This is a genomic window from Pseudomonas sp. 21LCFQ010, from assembly GCF_024129905.1.
GTDB lineage: Bacteria > Pseudomonadota > Gammaproteobacteria > Pseudomonadales > Pseudomonadaceae > Aquipseudomonas.
On the sequence record NZ_JAMYDZ010000033.1, the window covers coordinates 13,054 to 29,765 of the forward strand.

14 protein-coding genes are annotated in these 16,712 nt (G+C 61.1%); 11 read left to right on the forward strand and 3 right to left on the reverse strand.

All coding sequences use genetic code 11. The features are described from left to right. The first annotated feature begins 11 nt into the window (after positions 1-11). The 7 genes from NJC38_RS25950 (at position 12) to NJC38_RS25980 (ending at position 9,380) form a co-directional block, all read left to right on the forward strand. Positions 12-629, forward strand: a complete 618-nt coding sequence (locus NJC38_RS25950; protein WP_253117784.1) for a lysophospholipid acyltransferase family protein — start codon at positions 12-14, stop codon at positions 627-629. A gap of 2 nt (positions 630-631) precedes the next feature. Beyond that, a complete protein-coding gene (locus NJC38_RS25955) occupies positions 632-1,561 on the forward strand; it encodes a phosphatidate cytidylyltransferase (RefSeq protein ID WP_045485470.1) in 930 nt (309 codons plus the stop codon). A 301-nt stretch (positions 1,562-1,862) separates the two neighbouring features. After that, entirely contained in the window at positions 1,863-3,482 is a 1,620-nt protein-coding gene (locus tag NJC38_RS25960) for a glucan biosynthesis protein D (RefSeq protein WP_045485468.1), read from the forward strand. Between the two features lie 290 nt (positions 3,483-3,772). Beyond that, on the forward strand, positions 3,773-5,083 hold the full coding sequence (locus tag NJC38_RS25965) for a hypothetical protein (RefSeq protein WP_253117785.1): 1,311 nt from the start codon (positions 3,773-3,775) through the stop codon (positions 5,081-5,083). A 9-nt stretch (positions 5,084-5,092) separates the two neighbouring features. Then, on the forward strand, positions 5,093-6,403 hold the full coding sequence (locus NJC38_RS25970; protein WP_253117786.1) for a hypothetical protein: 1,311 nt from the start codon (positions 5,093-5,095) through the stop codon (positions 6,401-6,403). A 203-nt stretch (positions 6,404-6,606) separates the two neighbouring features. After that, on the forward strand, positions 6,607-8,481 hold the full coding sequence (locus NJC38_RS25975) for an acyltransferase family protein (protein ID WP_253117787.1): 1,875 nt from the start codon (positions 6,607-6,609) through the stop codon (positions 8,479-8,481). A gap of 116 nt (positions 8,482-8,597) precedes the next feature. Then, complete coding sequence (locus tag NJC38_RS25980; RefSeq protein ID WP_253117788.1) at positions 8,598-9,380, forward strand: transporter substrate-binding domain-containing protein; 783 nt, start codon at positions 8,598-8,600, stop codon at positions 9,378-9,380. Between the two features lies 1 nt (position 9,381). On the opposite strand, the gene NJC38_RS25985 is transcribed toward NJC38_RS25980, so the two are convergent. Further along, a complete protein-coding gene (locus tag NJC38_RS25985; protein ID WP_253117789.1) occupies positions 9,382-10,656 on the reverse strand; it encodes a glucarate dehydratase family protein in 1,275 nt (424 codons plus the stop codon). Positions 10,657-10,733: 77 nt separating this feature from the next. Further along, positions 10,734-12,077, reverse strand: a complete 1,344-nt coding sequence (locus tag NJC38_RS25990) for an MFS transporter (protein ID WP_045485456.1) — start codon at positions 12,075-12,077, stop codon at positions 10,734-10,736. Positions 12,078-12,182: 105 nt separating this feature from the next. On the opposite strand from NJC38_RS25990, the gene NJC38_RS25995 reads away from it, so the two are divergent. The 4 genes from NJC38_RS25995 (at position 12,183) to NJC38_RS26010 (ending at position 15,342) form a co-directional block, all read left to right on the forward strand. Beyond that, entirely contained in the window at positions 12,183-13,088 is a 906-nt protein-coding gene (locus tag NJC38_RS25995; RefSeq protein WP_045485454.1) for a LysR substrate-binding domain-containing protein, read from the forward strand. Between the two features lie 262 nt (positions 13,089-13,350). Continuing rightward, a complete protein-coding gene (locus NJC38_RS26000) occupies positions 13,351-14,169 on the forward strand; it encodes an alpha/beta hydrolase (RefSeq protein ID WP_253117790.1) in 819 nt (272 codons plus the stop codon). 107 nt (positions 14,170-14,276) lie between these two features. Next, positions 14,277-14,675, forward strand: a complete 399-nt coding sequence (locus NJC38_RS26005; RefSeq protein ID WP_052483375.1) for a DUF6508 domain-containing protein — start codon at positions 14,277-14,279, stop codon at positions 14,673-14,675. A gap of 79 nt (positions 14,676-14,754) precedes the next feature. After that, on the forward strand, positions 14,755-15,342 hold the full coding sequence (locus NJC38_RS26010) for an SMI1/KNR4 family protein (RefSeq protein WP_253117791.1): 588 nt from the start codon (positions 14,755-14,757) through the stop codon (positions 15,340-15,342). A gap of 107 nt (positions 15,343-15,449) precedes the next feature. On the opposite strand, the gene NJC38_RS26015 is transcribed toward NJC38_RS26010, so the two are convergent. After that, on the reverse strand, positions 15,450-16,688 hold the full coding sequence (locus tag NJC38_RS26015; protein WP_084710217.1) for an OprD family porin: 1,239 nt from the start codon (positions 16,686-16,688) through the stop codon (positions 15,450-15,452). Positions 16,689-16,712 lie beyond the last annotated feature (24 nt).

Sequence of the window (16,712 nt, forward strand, 5' to 3'; positions counted from 1 at the left end):
GAATCTGATTGATGCTCGAATCTCTGGTCGCCTCCCTGATCACGGCTGGCGCACGCAGCGTGACCGGTGCCCGCAGCCTGTGGCTGGGCTGTACGCCGCAAGCGACGCAGCGTATCTACTTTGCCAACCACACCAGCCACGGCGACTTTGTGCTGCTCTGGGCGTCACTGCCCCGCGAGCTGCGCAAATACACCCGGCCGGTGGCCGGCGCCGATTACTGGCAGAGCGGCACGCTGCGCCCGTACATCATCAATAAGGTGTTCAACGGCGTGCTGGTCGACCGCACCCGCAAGGACGAACAGGCCAACCCCTTGCAACCCATGATTGAGGCGCTGGAGCAGGGCTACTCGCTGATCATCTTCCCGGAAGGCACGCGTAACCCTGATGAGGGCTTGCTGCCGTTCAAAAGTGGCATCTATCACCTGGCGAAAAGCTACCCACAGGCCGAACTGGTGCCGGTGTGGATCTCTAACCTGAACCGGGTCATGCCCAAAGGCCGGCTGCTGCCCCTGCCGCTGCTGTGCACCACCAGCTTCGGTGCGCCGCTGCAGGTCCAGGAAGACGAAAGCAAAGAGCAATTTCTTGCCCGCAGCCGCGAAGCGTTGCTGGCTCTGGCTGCGGAGCAGTAATGATGGAAAACCAGACTCAACTGTTGTTCATGGGCATCGGCGTCATTCTGCTGCTGGCCTCGGTCATTGGCCGGGTACTCAAGCTCAAGGCCCGTGGCCCGCATGCGGTGATCGACAACCTCAACGCGCGAATCAACGCCTGGTGGGCGATGGTGATCGTCATCGGCGTAGCGTTCTGGCTTGGCTACACCGCCGTGACCTTGCTGTTCTATGCGGTGTCGTTCTATGCCCTGCGTGAATTCCTGACCCTGACCCCGACCCGGCGCAGCGACTATCCGGCCCTGGCAGCGGCGTTCTACCTGGCACTGCCGCTGCAATACGTGCTGATCGGCATCAACTGGTACGGGCTGTATTCGATCTTCATCCCGGTCTACGTGTTCTTGTTGCTGCCGATCCTTGCCTCGCTGGGCGGCGACAGCAAGCATTTTCTGGAACGCACTTCCAAGGTCCAGTGGGGCCTGATGATCGCGGTGTTCTGCGTGTCTTATGTGCCGGCCTTGCTGACCCTGGAGATTGCCGGCTATGAAGGCCGCAACCTGCTGCTGATTGCCTACCTGGTCATCGTCGTGCAGCTTTCGGATGTGCTGCAGTACGTGTGCGGCAAGCTGTTCGGCAAACACAAGATCGCCCCCAACCTGTCGCCGTCTAAAACGGTCGAGGGCTTTGTCGGCGGTATTTTGCTGGCTTCATTGATCGGTGGCGCGCTGTGGTGGATCACGCCCTTCTCGCCCGTCCAGTCGTTCTTTATCGCGGTGCTGATCAACCTGCTGGGCTTTGCCGGCGGTATTGTCATGTCGGCGATCAAGCGTGATCGCGGCGTCAAGGATTGGGGGCATATGATCGAAGGCCATGGCGGCATGCTCGATCGTATCGATTCAGTGTGTTTCGCCGCGCCGATCTTCTTCCATCTGGTGCGTTACTGGTGGACCTGAAAACTGTAATAACGGCAGAAAAAATGATTGCCGGATATTGCAATCAGCAATGGCCTTGAGCCACTCTCCAGCGCTGCATAACCGCGCGCAGGCCTTGTGCCCAGCGGTTATCAGCGCTGCTGCAAACCTGATAAATCCCGTAAACGCCGTCCCGACTCGTCGGACGCGGCGTTTTTATTGAGGTTTTTATCGAACCGCATCTCGTCTTTGCTATCTGTTATGGGTAGTTTGCGTTCGGCAAGGAGACGTTGGCGCGCTTTTTAGTGCAGGACGCACAGAATTACTCAGAGGCTTCACCTTTATGAACCGCAGGAATCTCCTTAAAGCATCGATGGCGCTGGCGGCTTATAGCACCCTGCCGGCCTCGGGACTTTTTGCTGCACGCGCCCTCGCCGCCGCAGCCGATGGCAAAAGCGAACCGTTCGATTTCAAGCAACTGCAAGAGCAGGCCAAACAACTGGCCGGCCAGCAGTACGTCAGCACCAAGCAGGTACTGCCACCGGTGCTGGCGAACATGACGCCCCAGCAGTTCAACGCGATCCGCTACGACCCCAATCACTCCCTGTGGCGAGAGCTCAAAGGCCAGCTCGACGTGCAGTTTTTCCATGTCGGCATGGGCTTCAAGACCCCCGTGCGCATGTACAGCGTCGACCCCAAGAGCAACACGGCGCGGGAAGTGCATTTCCGTCACGAACTGTTCAACTACGACACCAGCGGCATCGACGGCAACCAGGTCAAAGGTGACCTGGGCTTTGCCGGCTTCAAACTGTTCAAGGCACCGGAAATCGCCATGCACGACATCGTGTCGTTCCTGGGCGCCAGCTACTTCCGTGCCGTCGACTCGACCAAGCAATACGGCCTGTCGGCCCGTGGCCTGGCCATCGACACCTTTGCCAAACGCCAGGAAGAATTTCCCGACTTCACCAAGTTCTGGTTCGAGACGCCGGCCAAGAATGCCACCCACTTTGTGGTCTACGCCCTGCTCGACTCGCCGAGCGCGACCGGTGCCTACCGGTTCGACATCGACTGCCAGGCCAGCCAGGTGGTGATGGACGTCCAGGCGCACATCAACGCCCGCGCCGACATTGAACAACTGGGCGTCACGCCGATGACCAGCATGTTCAACTGCGGCACCCACGAGCGGCGCATGTGCGACAGCATTCACCCGCAGCAGCACGACTCCGACCGCCTGTCGATGTGGCGTGGCAACGGCGAGTGGGTGTGCCGCCCGCTGAACAACCCGGCCAAGCTGCAGTTCAACGCGTTCGCCGACAAAGACCCGAAAGGCTTCGGCCTGGTCCAGTACGACCACAATTTCGCCAGCTACCAGGACACCACGGTCTGGTACGACCGCCGGCCAAGCCTGTGGGTCGAGCCGACCAACGCCTGGGGCGAGGGTGAGGTGAGCCTGCTGGAGATTCCGACCACCGGCGAAACCATGGACAACATCGTGGTGTTCTGGACGCCGAAGAACAAGGTCAAGGCCGGTGACTCGCTCAACTACAGCTACAAGCTGTACTGGAGCGCCCTGCCGCCGGTCAGCACCCCACTGGCGCAGATTCATGCGACCCGTTCAGGGATGGGCGGCTTCCTCGAAGGCTGGACACCGGGCGAGCATTACCCGAAATACTGGGCACGACGCTTCGCGGTGGACTTCCACGGCGGCGGCATCGATCGCCTGCCCGAAGGTGTAGGCATCGAACCGGTGCTGACCGTCTCCCACGGCAAGACCCAGGACTTCAATATCCAATACCTGCCGGATATCAAAGGCTACCGGGTGATCTTCGACTGGCTGCCGGACAGCGACTCGGTGGAGCCGGTGAACATGCGCATGTTCATCCGCTCGCGCGACCGCACCCTGAGCGAGACCTGGATGTACCAATACTTCCCGCCAGCGCCGGACCGCCGTAAGTACCCGTAACCGATTGACGCCTGTGGGAGCGAGCTCGCTCGCGAAAGGGCCATTCCAGGCGCCGCATCTATGGCGTCTGGAAAAATTCGCGACCAAGGTCGCTCCTACAGGGTGATTCGGTCACTACTGAAACATTGACAGCCGGGCAATCTGCGGCTGTTATACAAACCTTGTCACGCCGTTGGAGCGTTCGCTCCAGACACCCCCGACTCTTCTGATACCTGATCACTGCATTGACCCGTCCCGCACGGTCGATGGGCGGTAGCGTGGCTGCCTGCCTCTGCTCACAAGGCGCCTTCATGAATCTTAATCCTGTACACCTCGGCCCTGTCGCTGGCGGGTCGCTGCTGGCCTTCGATAAGTCCGCGCTTATCACCTGGGTCGCGATCAGCCTGCTGGTGGTCGAGACCTTTTCCGGCGCGCTGCGCTATTACCTGGACCTGGCCGGGCTCAGTCCGCTGCTGTACCTGCCCAAGGCCGCCTGTGTGCTGCTGTTTGCGCTGCAGCTGCTGAGTTTTCGTGGCGGGCGGCTGTTCTGGCTGTGCCTGTTGGGCTGGCTGCTCTCGGCGCTGCTGGCCATGCTGCACGGCGCCAGTGTGCAGAACCTGGCGTTCAGCTTGTTCGCTGTCAGCCCGCTGCTGTTCGCGGCCGTGTGCAGCCCGCAATTGCTGCGCCACCAAAAGCTGCTCGGCTGGAGCATTGGCCTGTGCCTGCTGGCCAGCCTGATCGGGCTGCTGCTGGACAAATACGCTCAGGTGCCGTGGAAAGGCTACAACTACAACCTGGGCGAAACCGAGTTGAGCGGCAATACCTCATGGAGCGCCGACGATCAGGACCGGGTCGCCGGTTTTGCCCGGGTGTCGAACATCCTCTCCACCCTGATCGCCCTGTACAGCCTGTACATGATGCTGTTGTTGCGCTCCTTGCCACTCAGGCTGGTGCTCGGCGCGGTGGCGTTCGGCGCCATTGTGCTGACCACCAGCAAGGCACCGGCCGGCGCCTTTGCCCTGACGTTGGGTTTGCTAATGATCCAGCGCCTGACCTGGACCTGCCGGATTCTCTGTGTACTGATCGTCGCGATCGGCCTGTTGTTGCCGTTGATGGGCCTGCTGTATGACTTCGATGCACACACGGTAAGCCGTGGCGGCAGTTCCCTGGCCTCGCTTTACGACCGCCTGAACAACACCTGGCCACGGCTGTTCGACGCCATGCAACTGAACGGCTGGGGCTATACCGGCGCAGGCTTCGGCATGGTCGGCAGCACCATGGCGCTGTTTCCGGTGCCGGGCGCAGAAATCCTGCTGGGCATGGATAACAGCGCGCTGTACCTGTGGGCCATGCTCGGCGTGGCCGGGCTGCTGCTCTATAGCTTGCAGGTCGGGCTGCTGTTGAGCCTGCTCAACGATGCCAGCCCGCTGGCGCGCATGCTGATGTCGATCGCAGTGTGCTGGTGCCTGATCAGCTGGACCACCGACATGTTTGAAATCGCTGCAGCCAATCTGTTTCTGGGGCTGGTCATCGGCTACGTGATCAATCCACGGCCTGGCAGCGATTCCCTGCCTCATTCGCCACCAGCGCTCACCCCCCTGCCCTTCAGGGCACTGCAATGAGGCCCCGTCATGCTGCATGCTCTATCTCGTACCAGGCTGCTGGTGCTCGCCGGCTGGCTGAGCGGGCTGGCGACCGCCCATGCCGAGCCAGCCAGCGAACCGCCGCCGTTCATCCTCGGTATCTCGACCCACTTGATGAATGTCGAGCGGCCCGTCGAAGCGCCGCTGAAGCGGGCGGCCGAAGCCGGCTTCAGTGCGGTCAAGGACGATGTGTTCTGGTCCACTGCCGAGCCCAAGCGCAATGAGTTGCGGATCATCCCGCAGTGGCGTCGCTATCTGGAGCAAGCCAACAGCCTGCAACTCGAACGCCTGGCGATTCTCGGCTATAGCACCCACTTTCACGACAACGCCAAGCCGCGTACACCTGAAGTTACCGGGCCGTTCCTCAATTATGTCGATTACGTCAGCCGCCAACTGGGCAACCGGGTCAGCTATTACGAAATCTGGAACGAGTGGGACCTGCAGGGGCCGCGCGACCGCCAACTGGCTCAGGACTACGCGGCACTGGTACGCAAGACCGTGCCGGTGCTGCGCGCCAATACCCAGGCCGCACCCGGCAACAAGGCACTGATTCTCGCAGGGGCGGTGACCCCCGAAGGCATGGACCACGGCTTTGCCGATCAACTGATCGACAGCGATACCCTGGCGCTGGTCGACGGTCTGTCGATCCACCCCTATGTGCATTGCGCAGGCAACAACGGCAGAACTCCCGAAGCCTGGGGGCGCTGGGTCAGCGACTACGAAGAAAATATCCGCAACAAGGCCGGGCGGGCGATCCCGATCTACCTCACGGAAGTCGGCTGGCCCAGCCACAAAGGGGCCTGCGGGGTCAGTGAAATGACCCAGGCGCTGTACATGGCACGCATCTGGTTTCTGGCGCGCAGCATTCCCAACGTCAAGGGCATGTGGTGGTACGACCTGTACAACGATGGCCCCGACCGCTTCGACCAGGAACACAACTTCGGCATCCTCAACGAAGACCTGTCGCCCAAACCGGCCTGGACCATGATGCGGGCCATTGCCCCGGTGGTCAGGGACTTCGCCTATAACGCTGAGGCCAGTGTGGTGTCCGGGCCGACCTACCAGTTGTACTTCAGCAACGGCCAGCAGCGCCTGCTGGTGGCCTGGACCGTCGGCAAGCCGCTTGAGCTTGGCCTGATCAGCCACGCGCCTGTGCAAGGGCCGGTGCGCCTGCTAGACACCCGCCGGGCCGCCAATGGCGAGGTCGCCAGCGAGCAGTCATGGCAATGCGCAGGCGAGCACTGCACCGCATCGGTACGCCTGGACGACTTTCCCAAGATCATCCGCCTGACCCCCTGACTCTTAATACCAATACTGTTCGGATAAGCGCCGCATACCCGGTGGGAGTGGCCGGCCGGCGCTCCGGTTGCCGACGAAGACGGCGGCACATTCGCAGCATATGTAGTGTTTTTACTGGCCTCTTCGCGAGCAAGCTCGCTCCCACCGGGGGGCATACAGTACCTAAACGAACAGCATTGCCCTTCACACCGGTTGCTCTCTCCATGACCTTCAGAAAAGACATCAACGGCCTGCGTGCCATCGCCGTGCTTGGCGTGCTGCTGTATCACTTTCATCCGGCCTGGCTGCCCGGCGGTTTTGCCGGGGTCGACGTATTTTTTGTCATCTCCGGCTACCTGATCACCGGCATCGTCCTGCGTGGTCTGGGTAACCAGAGCTTCAGCCTGGTGCAGTTCTATCGCTCGCGGGCGCAACGGATCATCCCGGCACTGGCGGTGTTGTGCCTGGTGTTGCTGGGTGGCGGCTGGTTCTACCTGTTGCCTCTGGATTACGCCGCGCTGGGCAAACACGTGGCCGCCAGCCTGGGCTTCGTCTCCAACATTGTCTACTGGCGCGAAGCCGGTTACTTCACCGCCGATGCCCATGAGAAATGGCTGCTGCACACCTGGTCGCTGTCAGTGGAATGGCAGTTCTACCTGCTCTACCCCGTGGTCCTGCTGCTGCTCAAGCGGCTGGTAGGGCTCAATGCGCTGCGCGGCTGGATTGTTGCCGGTTGCCTGGCAAGCTTTGCCTTATGCCTGGCAGCCTCGCGGTACTGGCCGGAACCGGCGTTCTATCTGCTGCCGACCCGCGCCTGGGAACTGCTGCTGGGCGCGGTGGCCTGTGTGTTTCCGGTCAAACTCAAGCCAGCCCAACAGCGTTGGCTCGAAGGTCTGGGCCTGGGCCTGATCCTGTTCAGTTTTGCCTTCATCAAGGTTCAGCAGACGTGGTCCGGTTACTTGGTGCTGCTGCCGGTACTGGGAACCTGGGCGATGATCGCCGCTGCGAGGCAAGACTCGCCGGTGACCGGCAACCCGCTGGCACAGTGGCTCGGCAGCCTCTCTTACTCGCTGTACCTGTGGCACTGGCCGGTGGTGGTGGTGATGAACTACGCCGGCTGGCTGGGCGATACGCGCAACGTCATGCTGGGTATGAGTGCCGCTCTGCTGCTGGGCATGGCCTCTTACCGGCTGGTAGAAAAACCCGGCGGCAACAGCCGCCCGGCACCCGCCAGGAAGCTCACCGCCCTGTCGACCCTGATCACCCTGGTGTTTGTGGGTGGGGTGACGGTCAGCCTATCTGAAGGGGTGGTATTACAAGCGCGCAGCATCAGTACGTCTGATAAAGCCCGTTTTATCCAGCGTTACGTCGATAAGCAAAATAACCTCTATGAACCTTACTGGCTCAAGTGCGATGCCTTCTCGGCATTCACCCAACGCGGTCAAACACAGATCGACGCAAGCTGCACCCGCCGCCAGGGTGAGGGTGGCGTGCTGCTGTGGGGCGACTCGCATGCCCAAGCCTTGTCGTTGGGCCTGCGTACCCTGCTGCCAGCGGGTACGCCGTTCTATCAGGTCACCTCGGCCAGTTGCCCTGCGCGCTTTACCGCCATCGACCGGCGTGGCGCCAGCGGCCGGGCCTGCGATTACGCCACGCGGCTGGCCTGGGACAGCGTCGAGCAGTTGCGCCCGGACGTCGTGGTCATGGCCCAGAAAGACAATCACGACCAGACCGCCTGGAATGCCCTGGCGGCACGCTTGAGGGATTACGGCGTCAAGCACATCGTACTGGTAGGCCCGGTGCCACAGTGGAGCCCGTCGTTGCCCAGCGTGATCGCCAACCGCCACTGGGAACAGCGCGAGCCTTACATTAACGACCCGGCCCTGAACCGGCATTTGATGGCCGTGGACCAGGCCACCCGGCACCTCATCGACCCGACCAGCATCCGCTTCGTTTCGTTGATCGAGCAGTTGTGCAACCAGCAAGGCTGCCTGGCACGCCTGGGCGGTAATGACGAGCTGCTGCAGATCGATGACGGCCACCTGAGCGCCGAGGGCTCGCTGTATGTGGTACGCCATTACGTGCTCCCACAGCTGTGACTGTTGATCCCTTAAGAGAATGGATAATTTGCGCACTTTCCTGACATGGATAACATGCCTGCCATGCTCAGCCCCTATCATGGGCCACCCGCAGACACCTAGAAAGGAATTCAGGCATGGGCTTGCGAACACTGATCATGGCCTGCGCGCTGGCCTGCCTGCCAAACCTCGGCATGGCCCAGAGCTGGCTGGCCGGCGGCTCGGAGTGGCGACCGTTCAGCTACAGCGACGAGCAGCAGAACCTGCAAGGCATTGCGGTGGACATCACCCGGAAAATCCTCGAAAAGGCCGCCATCCAGACACGCTTCGTGTCTTACCCGGTCAATCGCCTGCAAGCCATGCTCGATAAAGAGCAACTTGACCTCAGCTATGCCGAATCGAAAAACTGGCAAACGCCTGAAGTAGCCGAGCGCTATGTGTTTTCCGTGCCATACCTGAAAGTGCGTGAATACCTGTATTTCGCCAAGGATCACCCGGCCCGGGACAAGCCGGTCGACACCTTGCAGAACCTGACCATCGGCATGGTCCGGGGCTACAACTATCCACGTCTGGACCCGGCGTTCGAGGCCGGGCGCTTGATGAAGCTGGAAACCTCTCAGGACCTTGCGCTGCTGGAACTGTTACAGGCACGACGGGTGGACGCCGTGGCGATGGTCGATGACCTGTACAACTATCTGATCGTCACCCACCAGATCGACCCGGCGCAATTTAGCCGCGGCGGCCAGCTCAGCGAAGCGCCGCTGGCCATGATGCTCAACAAAAAACACGCGGCCCTGCTGTCCGCCATCAACCAGGCCATCCTCAGCCTGCAAGACAGCGGCGAGGTGGCGCGTATTCATGACGCCTACCTGCCAGCGCGCACCGCGCTGGCCTGTAATGCACCGGACCCCGCCTGCTGATTCAGAAGCGTGGTTTGAGCGCCGTCCAGTCCGGGCGGTATTTCTGCATCTGGGTCACGTCATTGCGCGAGCGAATGCCGCAACTGTGGTACAGGTCGTTGAGCTTGCCCAACTGGTCGTAGTCCAGCTCCACCCCCAGCCCCGGCGCATCGCTGAGCGCCACACAGCCGCCCACGATCGGCAGCTTGCCGCCCTTGATCACCTCTTCATCGGGCTCCTGCCATGGGTAATGGGTGTCGCAGGCATAAGCCAGGTTCGGCACCGCCGCCGCCACATGGGTCATGGCCATCAGGCTGATGCCCAGGTGCGAGTTGGAATGCATCGACACCCCGAGTCCGAAGGTGTCGCACATCCGCGCCAGGGTCTGCGTATCGCGCAACCCGCCCCAATAGTGATGGTCGGCCAGAACAATCTGCACACTGTTAAGCGCCACGCTGCGGCGGAACTCGTCGAAGTCGGTGACCACCATGTTGGTTGCCAGCGGCAGGCCGGTGCGCTTGTGCACCTCGGCCATGCCCTCCAGGCCCGGGCACGGATCCTCAAAGTATTCCAGAGCGTCGCCCAGCCGTTCGGCCATGCGCAGCGAGGTGTTCACTGACCAGTTGCCATTCGGGTCGATGCGCAGCGGCGCTTCAGGAAACGCCTGGCGCAGCGCCTCGATACACGCCACTTCATGCTCCGGCCCGAGGATCGTACCGGCCTTGAGCTTGATGCTCTTGAAGCCGTTCTCCTCGATCATGGTCCGCGCCTGGGCAACGATCTGCTCCGGGCTGATGCCCTCGCCCCAGCGGTCGGGCTTGTAAGGCGAACCGATATGTTCGGCATACTTGAAGAACAGATAAGCGCTGAACGGCACCTCGCGACGCACTGCCCCGCCGAGCAAGTTGACCAGCGGCATGCCCAGCGAACGGGCCTGCAGGTCAAGAAACGCCACCTCGAAAGCCGAATAGGCATTGGCCACCTGCTTGCTCGGGTGCGACCCCGGTGCCAGCTCGGCCCCGCCGCTCACCGGCTGCAAGCCCGCCACGGTCTTGACCACCCGCATGCGCAGGCCATTGAGGTCGAAAGGGTCCAGGCCCACCAGGCTGCCTTGCATGGCCTGCAACACCGCCAGCACCGGCGCATCGCCATAACTCTCACCCAGGCCGATCAGGCCGCTGTCACTCTCGACTTCGATGATCGAGCGCAGGGCATAGGGTTCATGAATGCCGCTGGCGTTGAGCAACGGCGCATCACGGAAGGCAATCGGGGTGACACGAACCTGTTTGATTTTCATAAGGAGGTAGCTCCGTTAGCAGGGCGAAATCGTCCGCCTCGGGCAGCGCACTGCCCGAGCGGGAGAAGGTCGGAAAGTCAGGCCGCGCTGGCCGATGGAGCTGGCTTGGCGCCCTTGCCCTGACCTTTGAGGGTGCGGGTCATAAACACCAGAATGCCGGCGATCAGCGATACCGAGGCCAGGCCAATCAGCCCGCCCTCGATAGAACCGGTGCTCTGTTCCAGGTAGCCAAAGGTGGCCGGGGCGACGAAGCCGCCGAGGCTGCCCACCGAGTTGATCAGCGCGATCACCCCGGCGGCGATCCGCGCATCCAGATAACTCTGGGGGATCGGCCAGAACAGCGACGATGCCGCCTTGAAACCAATGGCCGCAAAACAGATCGCCACGAAGGAGAACACCGGCCCGCCGGTGGTCGACATGAACAGCCCCACCGCCGCAATGATGAAGGCCGCCGAAGCCCAGGCCTGTTGCCACTTGAAGCGTGCCGCCAGGCTGGCAAAGGCGTACATCGCGACCACCGAGATGATCCACGGAATCGAGTTGAACAGCCCGACCTGAAAGTCGCCCAGCCCGCCCATCGAGCGGATGATGCTCGGCAGCCAGAAAGTGCAGCCGTAGATGGTCAGCGAGATGGAGAAGTACAGAAAGCAGAACAGCAGGATCTGCGGGTCGCGCAGCAGGCGCAGCGACGACTGATGCACCTCGACGCCACCGCTGGCCAGTTCACGCTGGCGCTGCTCTTCGTCGATGCAGGCGGTCAGCGCCTGGCACTCGGCAGGGCTCAGCCACTTGGCGTCCTTGGGCAGCGAGTCCAGCCAGAACCAGACAAAACCGCACAGCAGCACCGAGAACATGCCCTCGATGAAGAACATCCACTGCCAGCCGTGCATGCCCAGCCCTTCGATGTTCAACAGCGCACCCGACAAAGGCCCGGAGATGATCGAGGCCGCCGCCGAGCCACTGAGAAAAATCGCCATGGCCTTGCCGCGCTCACCGGCTGGCAGCCATTTGGTGAAGTAATACACCACACCAGGGAAAAACCCGGCTTCGGCCACACCGAGCAAAAAGCGCAGGATATAGAACCAGGTTTCATTGGGCACGAAGGCCATCGCCGTGGCGACCACGCCCCAGGTGAACATGATCCGCGTCAGCCAGATCTTCGCGCCGTAGCGTTGCAGCAGAATATTCGACGGTACTTCGAACAGCGCATAACCGATGAAAAACAGCCCGGCGCCCAGCCCGTAGGCCGCCGCACCGATGCCCAGATCGGTTTCCAGATGGCTGCGCACGAAGCCGATATTGACCCGGTCGATGTAGTTGACGATGAACATCACCACGAACAGCGGCAGGACGTGGCGCTTGACCTTGGCGACCGCGCGGGCGACCAGTTCGGGGTCTGCTTGAGCAGGGACAGAATGCATGGGACGGCTCCGATGGTTATTTTTGTGGAGGTGCGTCGATCATGTGCTCTGCTATTGTTCCCGTCTAATCCAGTCTGACACTTGATTGATACCTGGAAGATATCAATGTTCGAACTCGCCCAACTGCGTTGCTTCGCCACCGTGGCCACGGAACTCAACTTTCGTCGCGCTGCCGAACGGCTGAACATGACCCAGCCGCCCCTGAGCCGGCAGATCCAGTTGCTGGAACACAATCTGGGGGTCGAGTTATTCACCCGCAGCACCCGCAGCGTTGCATTGACCGCCGCCGGGCGTGCGTTCTTCATTGAGGCCCAGCACTTGCTGGAGCGTGCCGAACAGGCGGCGCTGGCGGCGCGGCGCATAGCCCGCGGCGACATCGGCTCGGTGAGCATCAGCTTCGTCGGCAGTGCGGTGTATGAGTTTCTGCCACGGGTCATCGCCGAAGCCCGGCTCAGCCAGCCCCAAGTGAAGATCGCCCTCAGCGAAATGAACACCGCCCAACAGCACGAAGCCCTGCGCGCCCGCCGCATCGACCTGGGCATCGTCCGCGCACCCTTGCTACAGCCGGGTTATGAAAGCGAATGCCTGGTGCGCGAGCCCTTCGTCCTCGCGGTACCGGCCAGCCACCCGCTGGCCAGTAGCGAACGGGTCGCAGTACAAGACCTGGCCGGGGTGCCGTTTCTGATGTACTCGCACTCGGCCTACCCACCATTCAACGAACTGCTCACCGGCATGTTCCGCTCCGCCGGCGTAGCCCCTGAATATGTGCAGTGGCTGGGCTCGTCACTGACCATCCTGGCGCTGGTCAACGCCGCCATGGGCCTGGCCCTGGTGCCACGCTGCGCCACCAACGTGGTGTTTCGCGATGTGGTGTTCCGCGACATCAACCTGGGTGAAGGCATCCAGAGCGAACTGCACCTGGTGTGGCGCAGCGACAACGACAACCCGGCATGCAGCATGCTGCTCGAAGCCATTCGCGCGGCGGTGCATCAGGGGGCAAGCACCCCATAAATCCTGTAGGAGCGAGCTTGCTCGCGAAGAGGCCGGTAAAGTCACAGCATCTGCCTCGAATCTGCCGCCGTCTTCGCCAACAGAGCTGGCTCCCACCTGACCGCGTTGAGCTTACCTGATCAGCATTACCCCGTAGCGGCAGCAACGCCCACACCGCAAGCAGCACATCCGTGCAAGCCATCCGCCGCGCCATCAACCATAGTGAATTACCGCAGCCCGGCTGCGGTCACTACTTCTCAACCGCCTATCAGTGGAGATTGTCATGAGTACATTCGTTACCCGCGATGGAACCGAGATCTATTACAAGGATTGGGGTACAGGCAAACCGGTACTGTTCAGCCACGGCTGGCCACTGGATGCAGACATGTGGGAGTACCAGATGCACTACCTGAGCAGCCGCGGCTATCGCACCATCGCCTTCGACCGGCGCGGTTTCGGCCGCTCCGCTCAGCCGTGGGAAGGTTACGACTACGACACCTTCGCCGATGACATCAATGACCTGATCGAACACCTGGACCTCAAGGAAATCACCCTGGTGGGCTTCTCGATGGGCGGCGGCGATGTGTCACGCTACATCGGCAAGTACGGCACTTCCCGTGTGGCGCGCCTGGCGTTGCTCGGCGCGGTGACACCGATCTTCGGCAAGACCGCCGACCACCCGGAGGGTGTGGACAAGTCAGTGTTTGACGGCATCAAGGATGGCCTGCTCAACGACCGCGCGCAGTTTATCTCCGACTTCGCCACACCGTTCTTTGGCCTGGATAACGGCCAGAAAGTCTCCGACGGCGTGCTGACCCAGACCCTGAACATCGCCCTGCTGGCCTCGCTCAAAGGCACGGTGGATTGCGTGACTGCTTTTTCGGCAACCGACTTTCGCCCGGACCTGGCCAAGGTCGATGTACCGACCCTGGTGATCCATGGCGACGCCGACAACATCGTGCCGTTCGAGGTGACCGGCAAACGTGCCGCCGAACAGATCGCCGGCGCCGAACTGAAAGTCTACAAAGGCGCACCCCACGGCTTCGCCGTGACCCATGCACAGCAACTCAATGAAGACCTGCTGGCCTTCGTCGGTGGCTAAGACACCTTGAAAACAGCCGGGAACCTGATCCACGCTCGCCACTCCAAGCAGCAGCAAACAGCTGTCGAGCGCCTGGACAGGTCCCCCGCCCCTTCATGGATGTCTATATGCCTGCGCAACTGGATCCACAACCTGCCGACCTGGATGAGTTGCTGGGTTTTCAGCCGCTTCTGTACCCCGGCGGCCGCCCTATCGAAGCCATTGTCTCGTATCACGACGGGCGCTGGCCGGTGTATGCCGACGTCGTCAACGCATTCTTCAGCGCAGCTGGCAAAGACTGCTGGACAGACTTCAACTACGGCATCGCCGAATCAGGTGCCATGCTTGGCGACCCGCAACGGGTCGCCAACGCCACGCTGGACGAGCTGAAAAGCATGCTGACCTGGTGCGTACGCGGCGAGCGCTTTTGCGACGGCCACCACGGATCGGTCATCGAAAGGGGCTACATTCTGAACCTGCTGCAACGTCTGAAGGTTTTGCGCCAGCATCTTGCAGCCGCGCAATAAGTGAGTGCCCTGCGGAACCGGCAAGGCCCAAGGCCGGTCGCAGTACCTCCTCTGAATTCATTTGCACACAGGCCCAGCCATGTCCATCGTCGATACCTACCTCACCGGCCTGTACCAGGCCCTGCCTGCGCAAGATCTTGAACAGCTCAAACACAGCCACGGCGCCTCAGAAGCCGATCTGAGCAGACTCCTGGCACGTTATCCACAGGCACCCGCCAGCCTGCTGGAACTGCTGGGCCGCCTCGACGGCACGCATTTTCGCAAGTACCCCAATGGCGAAGTCTTTGTACTGGTATTGGGCTCGGACGTCTTCGAGTACCCCTACTACCTCAGCTCCGTGGAGCAGATCCTTGAAGAGGCCGGGCAATACAACGACAGCATTGCCGACGTGTACGGCGACTACGTCGACGAAGACCCGGAACTGCTCGATCCTGCCATCGACGGTCAGTTGGCCATGGGCGAACGTCTGTGCTTTTCGCAGTGCATGAACAACGGCGGGACGTCGCGGCTATACATCGACTTCAACCCGGCAGCAGGCGGCAGCGTGGGTCAGGTGGTGCGCTACCTGCACGACCCGGACAGCTACAAGGTGATTGCCGCCAGTTTTGATGACTATCTCAAGCAACTGATTGACCAGAACTACGAATTCATCTTTGAGGATGAGTGAGAAGGGTCGGTTTAAAGCCATCATGGGTGGCCGCTATCGGCAACTCTGACGGTGTGGATAAGCCATGAAAAGTGCCTTATCCACAGGCAGTCATCGAAGCCCGGACCCTACAGCAGTTTCAACGGATAGCTCAGAATGATCCGGTTTTCGTCGTAATCCGATGAATTGAAGTCCCTGCGAACACTTGCGTTGCGCCAGCGCAGGCTGACGTTTTTCATCACGCCGCTCTGCACGACGTAACCCAGTTCGGTTTCACGTACCCATTCGGAGCCGTTGTCCACGCCTCTGAGCTTTACATGATCGCCTTGGACATAGCGGGTCATCAGGGTCAGCCCCGGTATTGCATAACCGGTAAAGTCCAGGTCGTAACGCAATTGCCAGGATCTTTCCCGTGGGTTGTCAAACGCATGGTTGAACGTGTTGTTGGCCAGGTAGATGCCGCCGGTGCCCGCAATCCGCATCCAGCCGCTATCACCACTGACCTGCTGCAGACCGACACTCACCGTGTGCTGGCGGACGTTCAGCCCGACCAGGGCAGAAGCGGTGCGGTTGTCCAGCCGACCGGCTTTGGCACTGCCGTCATCCTGGCCGCGAAAGTAGCCCAGGTTGGCGTTCAGGTTGATGCCTTCAGAGAGCGCGAAGCGTTGATTCAGACCGATGTATTGCTGTTGATAAATATCTTTCAGTTCACCCGCCCACAGACGCAGCGTTGTGTTCTTTGATGGGGTGCGATAGTCACCACCGAGGTATTTGAACGAGTCGCTGGATGCCCCCGCGTAAGCCAGATCCTCCATCGAGGAGTCATTACGCAGGCTGGTTTTGGTGAACTCACCGGCATACAACGTCCAGTTATTGATGTCCTGCGACGAGAGTTGCGCCCCCTTGAAGGTTTGCGGCAGCGCTCTGAAGTCGTCAGCGGTAACCAAAGGCAGGTTCGGCATCCATTCACCGACTTTAAGTTCGGTGGCCGAGATTTTAGCCTTGACCGCTACGCCCAATCGGCCAAAGCTGCCAGCCGGATCACCATCGGCATCCCTGGGTAATAACAGCGCGCCGTAACGACCGGCACCTCCGTCGAGCTTGATCGCATATTTACCCAATACATCGACGCCGAACCCGACAGTGCCAGGGGTGAAGCCCGAACGCAGATCCAGAATAAAGCTCTGGGTCCACTCTCGGGCTTCCTGAGGGCGCGCGGCGGCCGAGGTGAAATCACGCTCAAAGTAGAAGTTTCTAAAATTAAGAGTGGCGCGACTGTCTTCAATAAGACCTTGCGCCAGCGTGTGAGATTGAAACAGCAAGACCGCAAGTGCCACGCTGATGGCCTGGCAACGACGAATGTTCATGATCATGATATCCCCTGTTGTTGT